The 17,045-nt window shown below is 71.6% G+C and carries 14 protein-coding genes and 1 pseudogene; 8 read left to right on the top strand and 7 right to left on the bottom strand.

Annotation, left to right across the window (positions count from 1 at the left end; all coding sequences use genetic code 11):
* Positions 1 to 65: 65 nt before the first annotated feature.
* Positions 66 to 1,085 (bottom strand): aldo/keto reductase, encoded by a 1,020-nt coding sequence (locus BU52_RS06480; RefSeq protein WP_037929530.1) that lies wholly within the window; start codon positions 1,083 to 1,085, stop codon positions 66 to 68.
* 165 nt (positions 1,086 to 1,250) lie between these two features.
* Between BU52_RS06480 and BU52_RS06475 the strand changes: the two genes are divergently transcribed.
* The 3 genes from BU52_RS06475 (at position 1,251) to BU52_RS06465 (ending at position 4,348) form a co-directional block, all read left to right on the top strand.
* On the top strand, positions 1,251 to 1,841 hold the full coding sequence (locus BU52_RS06475; protein WP_037929527.1) for a TetR/AcrR family transcriptional regulator: 591 nt from the start codon (positions 1,251 to 1,253) through the stop codon (positions 1,839 to 1,841).
* A 94-nt stretch (positions 1,842 to 1,935) separates the two neighbouring features.
* Positions 1,936 to 2,883 (top strand): LysR family transcriptional regulator, encoded by a 948-nt coding sequence (locus tag BU52_RS06470; RefSeq protein ID WP_037929524.1) that lies wholly within the window; start codon positions 1,936 to 1,938, stop codon positions 2,881 to 2,883.
* 91 nt (positions 2,884 to 2,974) lie between these two features.
* Complete coding sequence (locus BU52_RS06465; protein ID WP_078903131.1) at positions 2,975 to 4,348, top strand: alpha-lytic protease prodomain-containing protein; 1,374 nt, start codon at positions 2,975 to 2,977, stop codon at positions 4,346 to 4,348.
* A gap of 70 nt (positions 4,349 to 4,418) precedes the next feature.
* Here BU52_RS06465 and BU52_RS06460 read toward each other — a convergent pair whose 3' ends face one another.
* From BU52_RS06460 to rpsL, 6 genes are all read right to left on the bottom strand, one after another.
* Positions 4,419 to 4,682 (bottom strand): hypothetical protein, encoded by a 264-nt coding sequence (locus BU52_RS06460; protein WP_037929521.1) that lies wholly within the window; start codon positions 4,680 to 4,682, stop codon positions 4,419 to 4,421.
* Positions 4,682 to 5,593: an RpnC/YadD family protein gene (locus tag BU52_RS06455; RefSeq protein ID WP_037929518.1), complete on the bottom strand. Its 912-nt coding sequence runs from the start codon at positions 5,591 to 5,593 to the stop codon at positions 4,682 to 4,684. Before BU52_RS06455 ends, BU52_RS06460 begins: the two co-directional genes overlap by 1 nt.
* Positions 5,594 to 5,781: 188 nt before the next feature.
* A complete protein-coding gene (gene tuf / locus BU52_RS06450; RefSeq protein WP_016434619.1) occupies positions 5,782 to 6,975 on the bottom strand; it encodes an elongation factor Tu in 1,194 nt (397 codons plus the stop codon).
* A 169-nt stretch (positions 6,976 to 7,144) separates the two neighbouring features.
* Positions 7,145 to 9,271 (bottom strand): elongation factor G, encoded by a 2,127-nt coding sequence (gene fusA / locus BU52_RS06445; protein ID WP_037929515.1) that lies wholly within the window; start codon positions 9,269 to 9,271, stop codon positions 7,145 to 7,147.
* 39 nt (positions 9,272 to 9,310) lie between these two features.
* Positions 9,311 to 9,781 (bottom strand): 30S ribosomal protein S7, encoded by a 471-nt coding sequence (gene rpsG / locus BU52_RS06440; protein ID WP_003992340.1) that lies wholly within the window; start codon positions 9,779 to 9,781, stop codon positions 9,311 to 9,313.
* A gap of 2 nt (positions 9,782 to 9,783) precedes the next feature.
* On the bottom strand, positions 9,784 to 10,155 hold the full coding sequence (gene rpsL / locus BU52_RS06435) for a 30S ribosomal protein S12 (protein WP_003948652.1): 372 nt from the start codon (positions 10,153 to 10,155) through the stop codon (positions 9,784 to 9,786).
* 446 nt (positions 10,156 to 10,601) lie between these two features.
* On the opposite strand from rpsL, the pseudogene BU52_RS06430 reads away from it, so the two are divergent.
* The 5 genes and pseudogenes from BU52_RS06430 to BU52_RS06410 all read left to right on the top strand — a co-directional run.
* Positions 10,602 to 11,300 (top strand): annotated as a pseudogene (locus BU52_RS06430) (Crp/Fnr family transcriptional regulator); the annotation flags it as partial.
* A 298-nt stretch (positions 11,301 to 11,598) separates the two neighbouring features.
* Positions 11,599 to 12,477 carry a hypothetical protein gene (locus BU52_RS06425; protein WP_037929513.1) on the top strand — a complete coding sequence of 293 codons (879 nt, stop codon included), beginning with the start codon at positions 11,599 to 11,601 and terminating at the stop codon, positions 12,475 to 12,477.
* Complete coding sequence (locus tag BU52_RS06420) at positions 12,474 to 14,726, top strand: hypothetical protein (RefSeq protein ID WP_037929511.1); 2,253 nt, start codon at positions 12,474 to 12,476, stop codon at positions 14,724 to 14,726. Before BU52_RS06425 ends, BU52_RS06420 begins: the two co-directional genes overlap by 4 nt.
* 13 nt (positions 14,727 to 14,739) lie before the next feature.
* Entirely contained in the window at positions 14,740 to 16,431 is a 1,692-nt protein-coding gene (locus tag BU52_RS06415; RefSeq protein WP_063829994.1) for a hypothetical protein, read from the top strand.
* On the top strand, positions 16,428 to 17,015 hold the full coding sequence (locus BU52_RS06410) for a Pycsar system effector family protein (RefSeq protein ID WP_407702029.1): 588 nt from the start codon (positions 16,428 to 16,430) through the stop codon (positions 17,013 to 17,015). Before BU52_RS06415 ends, BU52_RS06410 begins: the two co-directional genes overlap by 4 nt.
* The last annotated feature ends 30 nt before the right edge of the window (positions 17,016 to 17,045 follow it).

The following is a 17,045-nucleotide window of genomic DNA, read 5'->3' as shown; positions in this document are numbered from 1 at the left end:
GGGATGGGCGGACGCTAAGGTCTGGCCGAGCGGCGCGTCAATACCCGTGCGCGCCGCTGTTCCGGTCAGCGGCGGCGCAGAGAGGCGTCGAGCAGCGAGGGCGGCGTGTCGTGCTTCTCGTGGGGCGCCAGGTCGGTGCCGGGAGCGACGATCGCGTCGACGGCGTCGAGCACGTCGGCGGGGAGCACGGTGTCGGCGGCGGCGAGCTGCGCCCGCAGGTGGTCCACCGTGCGAGGACCGATGAGCGCGCTGGTCACACCGGGATGCGCCGTCACGAAGCCGAGCGCAAGCTGGATCATCGTCAGTCCGGCCTCGTCGGCGACCGCGGCCAGCCGCTCGACGGCGTCGAGCCGGGCCCGGTTGGCGGGGAGCGCGGGGTCGAAGCGGTCCGGCATGACCGTCGAGCGGTGCGTGGTGACGTCGCGTCCCGCGCGTACCGCGCCCGACAGCCAGCCCGAGGCCAGCGGGCTCCACGCCAGCACGCCGAGCCCGTACTCCTCGGTCACCGGCAGGACATGGGCCTCGACGCCGCGCTGCAGGATCGAGTAGCTGGGCTGCTCGGTGACGTACCGGCCCAGGCGCAGCTCCCGCGCGGCCCACTGCGCCTGCACGATGCGGTACGCGGGGAAGGTGGAGGAGCCGAAGTAGCGTATTTTCCCAGCGCGTTGCAGGTCGGTGAGTGCCGACAGGGTCTCCTCGTCACTGGTGGCCGGGTCCCAGCGGTGCATCTGGTAGAGGTCGACGTGGTCGACGCCGAGCCGGCGCAGGCTGTCCTCCAGCGCGGTGACGAGCCAGCGGCGCGAACCGCCCCGGTGGTTGCGCTCCTCCCCCATCGGCATGGTCGCCTTCGTGGCCAGCACGATGTCGTCGCGGCGCCCGGCGATGGCCTTGCCGACCATCTCCTCCGACTCCCCGTCGCCGTACCGGTCGGCTGTGTCGATGACGTTGACACCGGCCTCCAGGGCGGCGTCGACGATGGCGGTGGCCTCCTCCTGGCCGGTGCGCCCGATCGCGCCGAAGTTCATCGCGCCGAGCGCGAGCGTGCTGACCTGGACGCCGGTCCGGCCGAGGGTGCGGTATCGCATGACTGTGTCTCCTCATGACAGAAGGAATCAGAAACGGAACGCCGTTCCGGTACGCTCGAAACGATACGGAACACTGTTCCGTTTTGGCAAGCGCCCCGAGGAGTGAGCGTGCGCGGGCATGCGTGAGACCATGCGGGAGCGCGCGAGAGCTGGAGGAACAACGCGGTGAACCAGAGCGACGAGGGCGCCGGGCCCGGGGACCGGGCACGGCGGAAGGACGCCCGGCGCAACAAGGAGACGCTGCTCGAGGCGGCCGTCGCGGCCTTCCTCACGTCGGGTGTGAACGCCCCGGTGCGCGACATCGCGTCCCGGGCCGGCGTCGGGCTCGGCACCCTCTACCGCCACTTCCCGACCCGGGCCGACCTGATCATCGCCGTCTACCGGCACCAGGTGGACGCCTGCGCCGAGGCCGGGCCGGCCCTCCTGGCCGCCGCCGCGACCCCGCACGCCGCCCTGCGGCAGTGGATCGACCTCTTCGTCGACTTCCTGGTCACCAAGCACGGACTCGCCGCCGTCCTGCGCTCCGGCGACAGCGGCTTCGAAGGACTGCACACCTACTTCGTCGACCGTCTCCTGCCCGTCTGCGCCGAGCTGCTCGACGCCGCGATCTCCGCCCGTGAGATCCGCACCGACATCGACGCCCTCACCCTCATGCGCGGCGTCGGGAACCTCTGCATCGGCGCGGAGAGCGATCCGGGTTACGACGCGCGCCGGCTGGCCGGTGTCCTCGTCGACGGGCTGCGCGCACCCCGCTGACGACCGGCCCGCGCCACCCGCGCCGACAGCCGACCGGACAGCAGGTCCGTACCAACCCCTTGCCCCCGCCCCTCCCACGCCGCAAGCTCCCCTCATGGAGCTGGAGTTGCGGCATCTGAGAACGATCCGGGCGATCGCGGACGCGGGCAGTCTCACCCGGGCGGCGACCGACCTGGGGCTAGCGCAGCCCGCGCTGAGCGCCCAGCTCAAGCGGATCGAACGCGCCCTGGGGGGCGAGCTGTTCGAGCGGGGGCGGCACGGCGTGCGGGCCACCGCGCTGGGCGAACTCGTGCTGGAGCGCAGCCGGATCGTGCTGCCCGCGGTGACCGAGCTGCAGCAGGAGGCGGCCCGCTTCGCCCGGACATCCCGTGCGACGGCGTGCCTCCGGCTGGGCGGCACCCACGGCCCCCTCCTCGGCGCCGTGGTGGACCGGCTCGCGGACGTGACGCCCGACGCGCGGGTGACCACCTGCACCTCCTGGTCCGAACGGGAGCTGGCCGGCCTGCTGACCGAGGGGCGGCTGGACTTCGCCCTCGCGGGGACGTGCGGTTCGGCCCCGCCACCCGGCGCGGAGGGCCTGGTCTGGCAGGAGGTCGCGGTCGACCCGGTGTTCGTCATGGTGCCGGAGGGGCACGCGCTCGCGCGCCCGGGCGAGGTCGAGCTGACGGAGCTGGCCGGTGAGGAGTGGGCCTGTGTGCCGGGCGACGGCTGCTTCGGGGACTGCTTCACGGCGGCCTGCGCCCGTGCCGGCTTCACCCCGCACCGTATGTACGAGACGGACACCTCGTCCCTGGTCCACCTGGTGCAGGTCGGCCGGGCGGTCGGACTGTGCCGGGCGACCTTCCCGAACACGCCCGGGATCATCACCCGCCCGCTCACCGGCACGCCACTGACCTGGCGGCATCTGCTGGGCTGGCACCGGGTGACGCAGCGGGCGCAGACCGCGGCCACCGTCCTCGCCCAGGCCCGGCTGGCCCACGAGGGCGTGGCGGCCCGCAGCGACAGCTACGCGGAGTGGCGCGCCGCACAGCCCGTTCCATAACGCCGGGGAGGGGGCCGGCCGACGGCTTACGGCATCCGCTCGTCCCTCCCTACGGTTTCGGCACCTCCCCACCGACCCGAGGAGATGCTCCATGCCCCACCGACACCTCCCCCGGCACGCCAGAGCCGCGGCGGCCGCCGCCGCGGCGACGGCCGCCCTGCTCGTGGCCGGGCTCAGCGGCTCCGCGAGCGCGGGACCGGCCGCTCCCCCGGCCGCGCCCTCGGCCGCGGAGACCCTGCGCACGGACGCCGCTCCGCCCGCCCTCCTGAAGGCCATGGAGCGCGACCTCGGTCTGAACCGCGCGCAGGCGGAACGCCGCCTGGCGAACGAGGCGGAGGCGGGCGCCACCGCGGGCCGCCTCCGCGCGGCGCTGGGCTCCGACTTCGCGGGCGCCTGGGTGCGCGGCGCGGACTCCGGCACGCTGACGGTGGCGACCACGGACGCCCGCGACGTACCGGCCATCGAGGCACAGGGCGCCGAGGCCAGCGTCGTGCGTCACTCCTTGAGCGACCTGGACGCGGCCAAGTCCCGCCTGGACCGGGCGGCTCAGCGGAACGACACCACCGACGCCCCCGTCTGGTACGTCGACGTCCGCACGAACACGGTCACCGTGCGGGCGGTACGCCCCTCCGCCGCCCGCACGTTCCTGTCGGCGGCCGGCGTCGACAACTCCCTCACCCGGATCGAGAAGTCGGCCGACCGGCCCCGCGCGCTGTACGACCTGCGGGGCGGCGAGGCGTACTACATCAACAACAGCGGCCGCTGCTCGATCGGCTTCCCGGTCACCAAGGGCACGCAGCAGGGCTACGCCACGGCCGGGCACTGCGGCCGGACCGGCGACAGCACCAGCGGCCACAACCGGGTGGCCCAGGGCACCTTCCAGGGCTCGGTCTTCCCGGGCCGGGACATGGCGTGGGTGGCCACCAACTCCCAGTGGACGGCGACGCCGTTCGTGAAGGGCGCGGGCGGTCAGAACGTCCAGGTCACCGGCTCCACCCAGGCCACGGTCGGCGCCTCGATCTGCCGCTCCGGCTCCACCACGGGCTGGCACTGCGGCACCATCCAGCAGCACAACACCAGCGTGACCTACCCCGAGGGCACCATCACCGGCGTCACCCAGACCACGGTGTGCGCCGAGCCCGGTGACTCGGGCGGCTCGTACATCTCGGGCAGCCAGGCGCAGGGCGTCACCTCGGGCGGCTCGGGCAACTGCAGCAGCGGCGGTACGACGTTCCACCAGCCGATCAATCCGCTGCTCCAGAACTACGGCCTCACCCTGAAGACGACCGACGACGGCGGCGGCGAGGAGCCGCCGCCCGGGGGCGGCACCTGGTCGGTGGGCACCGTCTACCAGCCGGGCGACACGGTCACCTACGGCGGCGCCACCTACCGCTGCCTCCAGGGCCACCAGGCCCAGCCGGGCTGGGAACCCCCGAACGTCCCGGCGCTGTGGCAGCGCGTGTGATGACCTGACCGACGGGGGACGGAAGCGGCCCCGGGCACGCCACGACGGCGCGCCCGGGGCCGCTTCGCTGTCACCGGTCCGCGGTCCCGGCCTCCCCGTCCGACGCGAAGACCTCCGCCGTCGACGTGGCGGTGAGGGCCTTCCTGAACCACAGGCCCAGCACGTCGGGGTCACCGCAGCCGACGATGCGTTCCCGGTCCTGTTCGGAGACCTCGACACCCCGATGCCCCAGCAGGAGCAGAAGGTCCTCCGCCCGGCCCTCCGCCCGGCCCTCCGCCCGGCCCTCCGCCCGGAGTTGCTGAGCGGTCTGCGACTGGAAGAGGGAAAGGTCCATCAGTCGGCGAGCCCCGACTCACCGGCCGACGCGAAGACCTCCGCCGTCGATCTGGCGGTGAGGGCCTTCTCGAACCACGCGCCCAGCACGTCGGGGTCACCGCAGCCGACGATGCGTTCCCGGTCCTGTTCGGAGACCTCGACACCCCGATGCCCCAGCAGGAGCAGGAGGTCCTTCGCCCGGCCCTCCGCCCGGCCCTCCGCCCGGCCCTCCGCCCGGAGCTGCTGAGCGGTCTGCGACTGGAAGAACGAAAGGTCGACGGCCATGAGATGCCTCCACAATTCTGCGGCCCGCGTCGTGCCGAGGCCCTGTTCCGTGAGTTCGATGAAGGTGGTTGCGGTGTCCTCGTCGTCGGCCGACACGCTCTTGAGTGCCTTGGCCAGCGCGTTCAGTATGGCATCGGCGCCCGGATCACGGCGGTGCAGCGCCGCGGACAGAACCGCGAGCGGGATGTCGCGAGCGGCCTCGTCGGGGCTGTCGATCACCGGTACGTCGTCGGGCCCCAGGACGAGGGGGCGCAGGGTGAGCGAGGACCACTGCCGTGGGCCGATGTCGACCTGCCGGGCCGCCCACTCGGCCGTCCCCCGGTCCGCGCAGACGACGAGGAGTACCGGCGGAATGCGGTACTTGGCGTACACGTAGGACAGGTAGTAGGCCCAACTGGCGGGCTTGGCCGGGGCCGGCCGGCTCTGCGACTCGACGGCCAGGAGGAAGCTGCCGTCCTCGGTGTCCATCTGCAGCAGCGTGTCCACCCGGCGTTCCAGCGGCTGCGTCTCCGTGAGGTCCGTGGAGAGTGCGGTGGTGGAGACGGGCGGGGGAAAGGCGACGCCGACGTGTCTGGCGGCGCGGGCGAAGAGACCCGGGTCCTGCTGGAAGATCCGGTGCAGGGTCTCATGGGATGAGCTGACCATGCGGCGAACCTAAGGACGCCACGGCATACACCGCATGCATATGCGGCACCGTTCACGCGACCGAGCGACCCGCCCGGCGCTGCGTTGACGCCGAGGAGCACCGCACGGGCGAAAGGGCCCGCACGACCGAAGTCGTGCGGGCCCTCTCAGATGCTCGCAGCAGGAGCTACCAGGTCAGATCAGCAAGCTCACTTGTTGATCTTGGTGACCTGGCCGGCGCCCACGGTCCGGCCACCCTCACGGATGGCGAACTTCAGGCCCTCCTCCATGGCGACGGGCTGGATGAGCTCCACCTTCATCTCGGTGTTGTCACCCGGCATGACCATCTCGGTGCCCTCGGGGAGGGTCACGACGCCGGTCACGTCCGTCGTACGGAAGTAGAACTGCGGGCGGTAGTTGTTGAAGAACGGGGTGTGACGGCCACCCTCGTCCTTCGACAGGATGTAGGCCTGGGCCTCGAACTCGGTGTGCGGGGTGACCGAACCGGGCTTGATGATGACCTGGCCGCGCTCGACGTCCTCGCGCTTGATGCCGCGGAGCAGCAGACCGACGTTCTCACCGGCCTGGCCCTCGTCGAGCAGCTTGCGGAACATCTCGATGCCGGTGACCGTGGTGGTGGTCTTCTCCGGCTTGATGCCCACGATGTCGACGGTCTCGTTGACCTTGAGGACACCACGCTCGATACGACCGGTGACGACGGTGCCACGACCGGTGATCGTGAAGACGTCCTCGATCGGCATCAGGAACGGCTTGTCGACGTCACGCTCGGGCTGCGGGATGTTCTCGTCCACGGCCTTCATCAGCTCGAGGACGGAGTTGCCCCACTCCTTGTCGCCCTCGAGCGCCTTGAGCGCGGAGACCTTGACGACCGGCAGGTCGTCGCCCGGGAACTCGTACTCGGAGAGCAGCTCACGGACCTCGAGCTCGACGAGCTCCAGGATCTCCTCGTCGTCCACCATGTCGGCCTTGTTCAGGGCGACGACGATGTACGGAACGCCGACCTGGCGGGCCAGGAGCACGTGCTCCTTGGTCTGCGGCATCGGGCCGTCGGTGGCGGCGACCACGAGGATGGCGCCGTCCATCTGCGCCGCACCCGTGATCATGTTCTTGATGTAGTCCGCGTGACCGGGGCAGTCGACGTGGGCGTAGTGACGCGTCTCGGTCTGGTACTCGACGTGCGCGATGGAGATGGTGATACCGCGCTGGCGCTCCTCGGGAGCCTTGTCGATCTGGTCGAAGGCCGAGGCCTCGTTCAGGTCCGGGTACGCGTCGTGCAGCACCTTGGTAATGGCGGCCGTGAGGGTCGTCTTACCGTGGTCGATGTGACCGATGGTGCCGATGTTGACGTGCGGCTTAGTCCGCTCGAACTTCGCCTTCGCCACGGGGGTCCTCCTGAGAGTGGTTCTGGTACGCCTTACTCATCGGCGCCAGGTGATCTTTGCTGGGAAACCCGGACCCTGGGCATTCCGCCGGATTGGCGGCGGAATGCCCACTTGCAGGCTCCGGGGTCAAGCCTAAAGCGTGGATGGGGAGTCCGTTAAACGGAGTCCCTTACTCGCCCTTGGCCTTCGCGATGATCTCCTCGGCGACGTTCCGCGGAACCTCGGCGTAGGAGTCGAACTGCATGGAGTAGCTGGCACGGCCGGACGTCTTGCTGCGCAGGTCGCCGACGTAACCGAACATCTCCGAGAGGGGCACGAGACCCTTCACGACGCGGGCACCGGCCCGCTCCTCCATGGCCTGGATCTGGCCACGGCGGGAGTTGATGTCACCGATGACCTCACCCATGTAGTCCTCGGGCGTGGTGACCTCGACGGCCATCATCGGCTCCAGGAGCACGGGCGAAGCCTTGCGCGCGGCCTCCTTGAAGGCCTGCGAACCGGCGATCTTGAACGCGAGCTCGGAGGAGTCGACCTCGTGGTAGCCACCGTCGATGAGCGTGACGCGGACGCCCGTCATCTCGTAGCCGGCCAGGATGCCGAACTGCATGGCCTCCTGGGCACCGGCGTCCACCGAAGGGATGTACTCCTTCGGGATGCGGCCACCGGTCACCTTGTTCACGAACTCGTAGCTGGCGTCGCCGCCCTCGATCGGCTCGATCGCGATCTGCACCTTCGCGAACTGACCGGTACCACCGGTCTGCTTCTTGTGGGTGTAGTCCACGCGCTCGACGGCCTTGCGGATCGTCTCACGGTACGCGACCTGGGGCTTGCCGACGTTGGCCTCGACCTTGAACTCACGGCGCATACGGTCGACCAGCACCTCGAGGTGCAGCTCGCCCATACCACCGATGATGGTCTGGCCGGTCTCCTCGTCCGAGTGGACCTGGAAGGACGGGTCCTCCTCGGCCAGGCGCTGGATCGCGACGCCGAGCTTCTCCTGGTCGCCCTTCGACTTGGGCTCGATGGCGACCTGGATGACCGGCGCCGGGAAGTCCATGGACTCCAGGATGACCGGGCTCTTGTCGTCGGACAGCGTCTCACCGGTGGTGGTCTGCTTCAGACCCATGACGGCGACGATGTCACCGGCGCCCACCGACTCGATCTCCTCACGCTTGTTCGCGTGCATGCGGTAGATCTTGCCGATGCGCTCCTTCTTGCCCTTCACGGAGTTCAGCACCTGGGTGCCGGACTCCAGACGGCCGGAGTACACGCGGACGAAGGTGAGCTTGCCGAGGTGCGGGTCGCTCATGATCTTGAACGCGAGCGCGGCGAGGGGCTCGTCCTCCGACGGCTTGCGCGCGACGACCTTCTCCGCGTCCTTCGGGTCGTGGCCCTCGATGGCCTCGACGTCGAGCGGGGAGGGCAGGTAGCGCACGACCGCGTCGAGCAGGGGCTGAACGCCCTTGTTCTTGAACGCGGTGCCGCAGAACACGGGGGTGACGGTCGTGCCGCCGCCCTTGCCGGAGGCGATGGTGATGCGGCGGATCGCCGCGTACAGCTGCTCCACGGAGGGCTCGGTGCCCTCCAGGTACAGCTCCATCAGCTCCTCGTCGTTCTCGGCGACGGCCTCGAGCAGCTTGCCGCGGTACTCCTCGGCGGCCTCGGTGTGCGTGGCCGGGATGTCGACGATGTCGTACATCTCGCCCTTGGCCGCCTCGGCGGACCACACGAAGGCCTTCATCGTCACGAGGTCGACGACGCCCTTGAAGTCGGCCTCGGCACCGATCGGCAGCTGCATGACCAGCGGCTGGGCACCCAGACGGTCGCTGATCATGTCGACGCAGCGGTGGAACTCGGCACCGGTACGGTCGAGCTTGTTGACGAAGCAGATACGCGGAACGCCGTAGCGGTCCGCCTGACGCCACACCGTCTCGGACTGGGGCTCGACGCCGGCGACGCCGTCGAACACCGTCACGGCACCGTCGAGCACGCGCAGGGAACGCTCCACCTCGACGGTGAAGTCGACGTGGCCCGGCGTGTCGATGATGTTGATGGTGTGGTCGACGTCTTCCAGCGGCCAGTGGCAGGTGGTGGCAGCAGAGGTGATCGTGATGCCACGCTCCTGCTCCTGCTCCATCCAGTCCATGGTGGCAGCGCCGTCGTGGACCTCACCGATCTTGTACGAAACGCCGGTGTAGAACAGGATCCGCTCGGTGGTGGTCGTCTTGCCCGCGTCGATGTGGGCCATGATCCCGATGTTGCGGACCCTGGCCAGGTCAAGCGAAGTGGTAGCCATAAGGCTTCAGTCTTCTCTCGGTCTCGATGGGGTCTGCGACTACCAGCGGTAGTGCGCGAAGGCCTTGTTGGACTCGGCCATCTTGTGCGTGTCCTCGCGCTTCTTCACAGCGGCGCCGAGGCCGTTGCTGGCGTCGAGGAGCTCGTTGAGCAGACGCTCGGTCATGGTCTTCTCGCGACGTGCGCGGGAGTAACCGACCAGCCAGCGCAGCGCGAGCGTGTTGGCGCGGCCGGGCTTGACCTCGATCGGAACCTGGTACGTCGCACCACCGACACGGCGAGACTTGACCTCGAGGGTCGGCTTGATGTTCTCCAGCGCGCGCTTCAGCGTGATGATCGGGTCGTTGCCCGTCTTCTCACGCAGACCCTCCATGGCACCGTAGACGATGCGCTCGGCGGTGGAGCGCTTGCCGTTCAGCAGCACCTTGTTGATCAGCGAGGTCACCAGAGGAGAACCGTAGACCGGGTCGATGATGACCGGGCGCTTCGGGGCGGGGCCCTTACGAGGCATTCTTACTTCTCCTTCTTGGCGCCGTAACGGCTGCGAGCCTGCTTGCGGTTCTTGACACCCTGGGTGTCGAGCGAGCCGCGGATGATCTTGTAGCGAACACCCGGCAGGTCCTTCACACGGCCGCCGCGCACGAGCACGATGGAGTGCTCCTGCAGGTTGTGTCCCTCACCCGGAATGTAAGCGGTGACCTCGATCCCGCTGGTCAGACGCACACGCGCGACCTTACGCAGGGCCGAGTTCGGCTTCTTCGGGGTGGTCGTGAACACACGCGTGCAGACGCCACGACGCTGAGGAGAACCCTCGAGTGCGGGCGTCTTGTTCTTCTCGACCTTGTCCTGCCGGCCCTTGCGGACCAGCTGCTGGATCGTAGGCACTACTTCTCCGGTTTCTGTGTGCCGATGGGTACAGCTAACCTGGAACATCTCCGACCCACGCGGTCGGGTGTGTCGAATCCGGCGGACTCCCACCGCAAGGCAGAAGGAAGCGCTGAATCGCGGTGGCCGTTTCACAGCCCCCGGTGCGGTGTGATGGCACGCACGAAGGCCAGGGCACACCCCAGGCACAAGGTCTGAGCGTACCTAGCTCACGGACTCCGGTCAAAACAAATGGAGCGCGGCCCGACACGCCGGACTTCTCCCCCTTCGCCCCGCCGGTTCCCCGGACCCCTCCGGACGGCCCGCCCACGACCACTCCCGCCGGTGGCGGCCGCCGGGTGGCCGGTCCGTGGCCGGTATCCCGTGGTGGCCGGATCGCGCCCTTCACAGATGCGACCCTCAGTACTTTGATCCGTCCGCCGCAGACGAACGGGGGGTTCAGCCTGATGACATCGGCGCCGCACGGACCGGACGACGGCGGTCTGGAGGACCGGGTACCGTTCCTGGCCCGCCTGGAGAGCCAGGAACGCACCGCACTCCTCTCCCTCGGGCGCGAGCTGCGCTTCGCTCCCCGGGTCGTCCTGCTGCACCAGCGCGAGCCCTCCTCGCACGTCCTCTTCCTCGTCCAGGGCTGGACGAAGGTCACGGCGGCGGCGGCCAACGGCTACGAGGCGCTGCTCGCCCTGCGCGGCGCCGGTGACGTCGTGGGCGAGTCGGCGGCGCTGACGGGGCGTCCCCGGTCGGCGACGGTGACCGCGCTGGAGCCGGTGCGGGCGGTGGCCGTGGAGCACGGGCTCTTCAAGGACTTCCTGGGCCACTCCCCCGCGGTGTCCTTCGCCCTCCTCGGTCTCACGGCGGACCGCACCCGGGCGGCCGACCGGCGGCGTCTGGAGTTCGCGTCGATGAGCGTCCGGCAGCGTTTCGCGGTGCTCCTGCTGGACCTGGCCCGCAGCCACGGCCGCCGTACCGCCGAGGGCATCGAGCTCGCCGTACCGCTCAGCAAGCAGGAGCTCGCGGGTTCCGTCGGCGCGTCGCGGGAGATGGTCCAGCGCCTGCTGCGGGAACTGCGCGAGAAGGAGGCCGTCTCGACCGGCCGGCGCACGCTGCTGATCCTCCGCCCCGGGATCCTCCGCAGGATCGCCGCCACGGACCAGCCGGTCCCCGGCATCCCGTCACCCCAGCGCCCACCCGACGCGAGCCCGCCGGCGGACGGCCCCCCACCGCCCGGGGAAACCACGCGCCCCCGACACGGCCCGGCGGGCGGGCCGGCGGGACGGGGCAGCGGGCCCGTGTGACCCCACGCTGACGGCGGCGCTTCCCGGGGCGGTGGCGTTCTGTGTACGCGGTCACAGTTCCAGTGGGTCATACGCCCTCACGCCCCACCTCCCGCTCCCGACACTCTGCTGCCCTGCACGGCCATCCCCCACCGTTCGAAGGGCGACCATGACCGACCCCGTGAGCCGCACGATCCTGTTGCTGGACATCGAGAGGTTCAGCGACCGGGACGACGTCGAACAGGCGTATCTGCGGCGCATGCTGTACGACGTCACCGACCGCGCGCTGGAGACCGCCGGCATCGACGAGACCCTGCGCATGCGGGCCGACCGCGGGGACTCCGTGATGGAGCTGATCGACGCGAACGCCCCGGTCACGGCGCTGCTGCGGGCCCTGCTCACCGGTGTCCCGGAGCAATTGCGGGCCGTCAACCGCATGGCGTCCCGCTCCGCGCAGATCCGGCTGCGCGGTGTCGTCGCCGGCGGATACGTGGCCGTCGACCGCCATGACGGCTGGGTCGGCTCCGACCTGAACCACGCCTGCCGGCTGCTGGACGCCGCCCTGCTGCGCGCGGCCCTGCGCGAGCGCGCCGACGACTTCGCCCTGTGTGTCTCCGACGCCGTCTACACCGGTGTCGTACGGCACGACCACGTCGGCGTCCCGGCCGCCGACTTCCACCGCGTGACGGTGGACAGCAAGAACGGCCCGCTGACGGCGTGGCTGCACGGCCCCGTACCCGACGGTTCCGGCGGCCGGAGCGGTGCGTCCCAGGACCACGGTGACCGGGGGGCGGGGGAGGCGCCGGGCGGATCGGGGGACCGTCCGGCGCCGGCCGCCCCCGCACCGCAGGACGGTCCTCACCAGAGCCGCCCGGCGCCGGCCGGACATCGGGGAGCCCCGGCGCCGGGCCCGGTCTTCGACATCAGCGGCGGCACGGTGAGCTTCGGCGGCGGCTACACCGCCGGCGACCAGCACGGCGTCTCCGGCGGTCAGGTCACCGGCGACGTCGTCATGGGCAGCAAGACGGAGCGGAGTGAGCGGCCGTGAGCGGCCAGGACCAGCCGGCCGCGGGCCCGGGAGGCGGCAGCCCCGCGGCCGCCCCCGCACCGGGCGAGACCGCACCGGACGAGGCCCCCAAGGACGGTGCCGCCGAGGAGTCGGAGGAACGGGACCAGCCGCAGAACGCCTGGTCGGCCCGGCGTGACCTGGTCGACCACAGCCCGCGCACCATGAGGGTCGGCACCCGGGCCGGCTTCGGCGGCGGCTACACCGCCGGCGACCAGCACGGCGTCTCCGGCGGCCGGGTCACCGGCGACGTCGTCATGGGCAGCAAGACGGTCCACCACTGGACGTTCCCCGGGCTGTCCACGGCCGTCTCCGCCTCGGGCGAGATCCCACGCGGCACCCTGGAACGGCTCGCCGCCTCCTTCGTCACCGCCGACGGCGACGACTTCGACGACCTCGTGCTGCGTCTGCGCCGGGAACGCGTCCTGGTGCTGTCCGGCGCCCGCTTCACCGGCCGCCGGACGGCCGCCCTGATGCTGCTGCGCGCAGTCGGCGCCACCCCCGTGCTCGCCCTGGACCGTGACACCACGCCCGCCTCCCTCGCCGACCGTCTCACCACGCGCGACGACGACCCGGATCCGGGCAGGGGGGCGGGCCGGGGAAGCGGCCGCGCCCGCGGATACGTGCTGTGCGACCTCGCGACCCGCCGGGGCAACGCCCTGCGCGAGACCCATCTGCTCGGCGCCGCGGACCGGCTCGCCGAGCAGGACGCCTACGCGGTGATCACCGTCGGCCCCGCCGCCGTCCTGGAGGACGACGTGTCCGCCGCCGACTGGCGGCCGCCCGCGGCCGAGAACGTCCTGGCCGCACACCTGCGCGCCCGCACCACCGACGCGACCGCCGGACGCCTGCTGGGCCTCCCGGAGGTCAAGGAGTTCCTGGACCACGGCCACCAGCTGCGCGAGGTCGCCGCCTTCGCCCAGCTCCTCGGCCGGTACGCCGCGGGCGAGGCCACCGAACAGGAGGTCGCCGGCTTCTCGCTCGCCTCGCTGGAGAGCCAGGTCCAGGAGTGGTTCGAGGAGGACGAGACCACCGTCCACCTGCGCGACAAGGCGTTCCTCGTCGCGCTCGCCGCCTTCGACGACGGACCGTACGCGCTCACCGCCGAACTCAGCGACCTGCTCTACGGCTTCCTGCAGCAGACCGAGAACCGGGCCCGCGTCCCCGAGGTCCCCGTCTTCGGCACCCACATCGGCAAGCGCCTCCAGCTCGCCCGCGCCCACCGCTACACGGCCGAGGAGCACACCGAGTGGGGCCCGGTGACCCAGACCAAGGCCGCGTTCCACGACGAGCGGGCCGCCCTGGTGCTGCTGCGGGAGGTGTGGACGGGCCACCCGTCGGCCCGCCCCGCGCTGATCGCCTGGCTGCGCCGGCTCGCCGACGACGGCCGGCCGCTGGTCCGTACCCGGGCCGCCTCCACTGTCGCCGTCCTCGCCCGCACCGACCTTCCGTCCGCGATGGCGCTGGTCATCGAGGTGTGGGCGACCTCCAACCGGTTCCGGCACCGACTCGTCGCGGTCAACTCGCTCACCCTGGCCCACCACATCGACACGCCCAACATCCCGCGCATCCTCGACGCCTGGTCCACGGCCGAGGACCGGCGGCTGCGCTGGGTGGCGGTCCGGGCGTACGCGCTGATCGGCCCCGAACGGCCGGCTCAGGCACTCGCGGCGCTGCGCGACGCCACCCGGGCGCTGTACCGGCACCGGGGCGATCCGGACGACTTCGACGTGGAGATGGCGCGGGAACTCGCCGAGGCGGTGGAGCTGCTGCTGTTGTCGCGGGCCGCCGACGAGGTCCTCGCCGACCTGCTCTCCCGACTCGACGACGAACGGGCCGTGCGCGACCTGTCCCTCGGCGGCTTCGTCAACGCCTGCCGTCGCACCGAGGGCGACGAGCGGTACGGCACCCCGCTGGTCCTGAGCTGGTACGCCCGCGCCTCGGCCGACGACGACGGCACCGCCGCCCAGGGCATCGCGCGTCTGTGGCGGGAGGCCCTCGACGACCCGCAGTACACCCGGCCGGCCCTGGACACGCTGCGCGACTGGGTGCTGATCGCGAGCCGTTCCACGACCGCCGAATGGGCGCTCGCCGCGCTTCTGCCGAGGCTCGTCACCACCCCGACCGAGTACCAGCGGCTGAGTCATCTGCTGCGCACCATGCCCGGCGAGGACGGCAACCCTCCCCCGGAGGTGGCCGCCCGTCTGCTGAGCACGCTTCCACCCCGCTGACGAAAGACGCGCCATGCCTTCCTTCCACCGCCCACCCGAGTGGCAGCAGCCCGCCGACCGGCACACGCGGCTGATCGACCCGGTGCTCACCGTGCGGCAGCTGTCCCGCTTCGAGCTGTCCCTGAAGCACGTGGTCCGTATCGACCACGCCCTCGTCTTCTCCACCCCGAAGGGCGGGTACGAGGCCTACCCCCCGCCGACCAGACCGAGCCGCGGCGAGATCGCGGCCCGCCGGTACACCGCGGTGTACGAGATCGACATGGGCGTGCATCCCTTCACCGACACCCTCGCCCTGCCCAGCGACAACGACGCCTTCGAATTCACGGCGGAGGTGGACGTCTCCTGGCAGGTCGTGGACCCCGCGCGGTTCGTGGCGAGCGGCATCAGGGACGTGCCCGCGCTGCTGACCGGCGAGTTGCAGCAGGCGGCCCGGCCGGTCACCCGCGGCTTCGCCATCGCCGACAGCGGGGCGGCCGAGCGGGAGCTGCTGCGGGCGGTCACGCTCGTCGGGCCGCTCGGTGCGACCGCGGGACTCCAGGTCACCTGGACGCTGCGGATGCGCCGTGACCAGGCGAACATCGACCACCAGCAGCGCCTCCAGGCGATCGACCACTCGGCGGCCGAGCAGATCCGCACGGCGCAGCAGGGCATGCGGGTGGACGTCGAGACGGACCAGCGGTTCCGGCAGCAGGACGAGCTGCAGCTCGGGCGGGCCATGGAGTACGGGCGCCGCCAGCAGGAACTGGCCCTCCAGCAGCAGCGCTGGCAGCACGAGCAGATGATGCTGCAGGGCCGGCAGATGCTGGAGCTGCAGCAGATCGAGGCGGAGAAGATCGCGTTCTACCAGTGGCATCTGTCGCAGGGCGGTGTGCAGGCCTGGGCGCTCCATCTCGCCCAGCACCCGGAGGACTCGCGGCTCGTGATGACCAGTATGCGCGAGGACCAACTGCGCATGATCCAGGCGCAGATGGAGCTGGTGAAGGAGCTGCTGGGGAGCGAGGGCGCGGAGAGGTTCGAGCTGGAGGGACCCAAGCAGCTGGCCCTGCGCACGGTCAGCGACATCCTCAACCAGCGCCTCCCGGGCGTCCCTCAGAACCCGTCCCCGCTCCCCCCGGCGGACCCTCCCGGCCCGGACACACCCGCGCCCGCGCCCGCGGGCGCGGGCGGCGGCGGGGGTCCGGTCGTGCCGTCCCAGCCCGGGGCGCCGTACACGCCGCCCGGACCGCCGACCACGCCCTACGTCCCACCCGGGGGCCACACGTTCCCGCCGCCCTCCACGGCCCCCGGTCCCCTCACACCGGGAGCACAGCCCACCCCGCCCCACACGCCGCCCCTTGGCCACACGTCCCCCTCTCCGCACCCGGCCCCCGGCCCGTACACCCCGGGAGCACAGCCCACCCCGCCCTACGCGGTCCCGGCCCCGTCGGCCCCCTACGCGCCGCCACCCATGCCTGGAGCCCCGTCGGCCCCCTACACGCCGCCACCCATGCCGGGGGCCCCGCCCGCCCCCGCGTGGCAGCCGCCGCCGGGCTACGGCACCACGCCCACCGCACCGCCCGAGCAGCCCGCACCGCCCACCGCGACCCCCGAACCCGACGACGCCGCCCCGCCTGGCGAAGCCCCCGCACCGACCGGCCACTCCGCCGAAGCCCGCGCCGAGGCAGGGCGGCCGCCGGGCGACACCGCTCAGGAGGAAGGCCTGTGACGGCCACCGACCCGGTGCCCGCCCCGACGACGGCGACCACGGGCACCCCCGATCCGGATCCGGCGCCCCCGCGCACCCCCTCACCGCCCACGGCGGCACGCGCGCAGCTTTGCGAGCGGCTGTTGGCGGACCTGCGTACCGAGATCGCGCGCGCCGACAGCAAGGCAGCCGTCCTGGTCGCCGCGCTCGGCATCACCGCGGGTGTCTTCAGCGGACTGCTCGCCGGCCGGAACTGGTCCCCTGACACCCTCTCGGGCGCCGGCGCCGCGGTGTGGTGGGCCGGGACGTCGGCCCTCGCCTTCTCCCTGTTCTCGCTGCTCCTGGCCGTGCTGCCCCGCTACCGCAGCGGGACGTGGGTCCAGGGGCAGCCGCTTTCGTACTTCGGGGACATCCGGCGGGCCGTGCGGGCGGGCCGGCTGGACGCCGCGCTCGCCGACACCGAGGCCGACCCGGTGGCCGGTCTCACGGCGGCGCTCACGGAGACGAGCCGGATCGCCTGGCGCAAGCACCAGTGGATCCGCGCCGGCCTGATCGCCTTCTGCACCGGGACGCTCCTGCTGCCCGCCTCCCTGCTGATCGGCTGACCCACGGGCCGGCCACCGCTCACGTGAAAG

The organism is Streptomyces toyocaensis, from assembly GCF_000725125.1.
Lineage (GTDB): Bacteria > Actinomycetota > Actinomycetes > Streptomycetales > Streptomycetaceae > Streptomyces > Streptomyces toyocaensis.
Note: the sequence above shows the minus strand (reverse complement) of the source record. Positions and strands in the feature narration are given on the sequence as shown.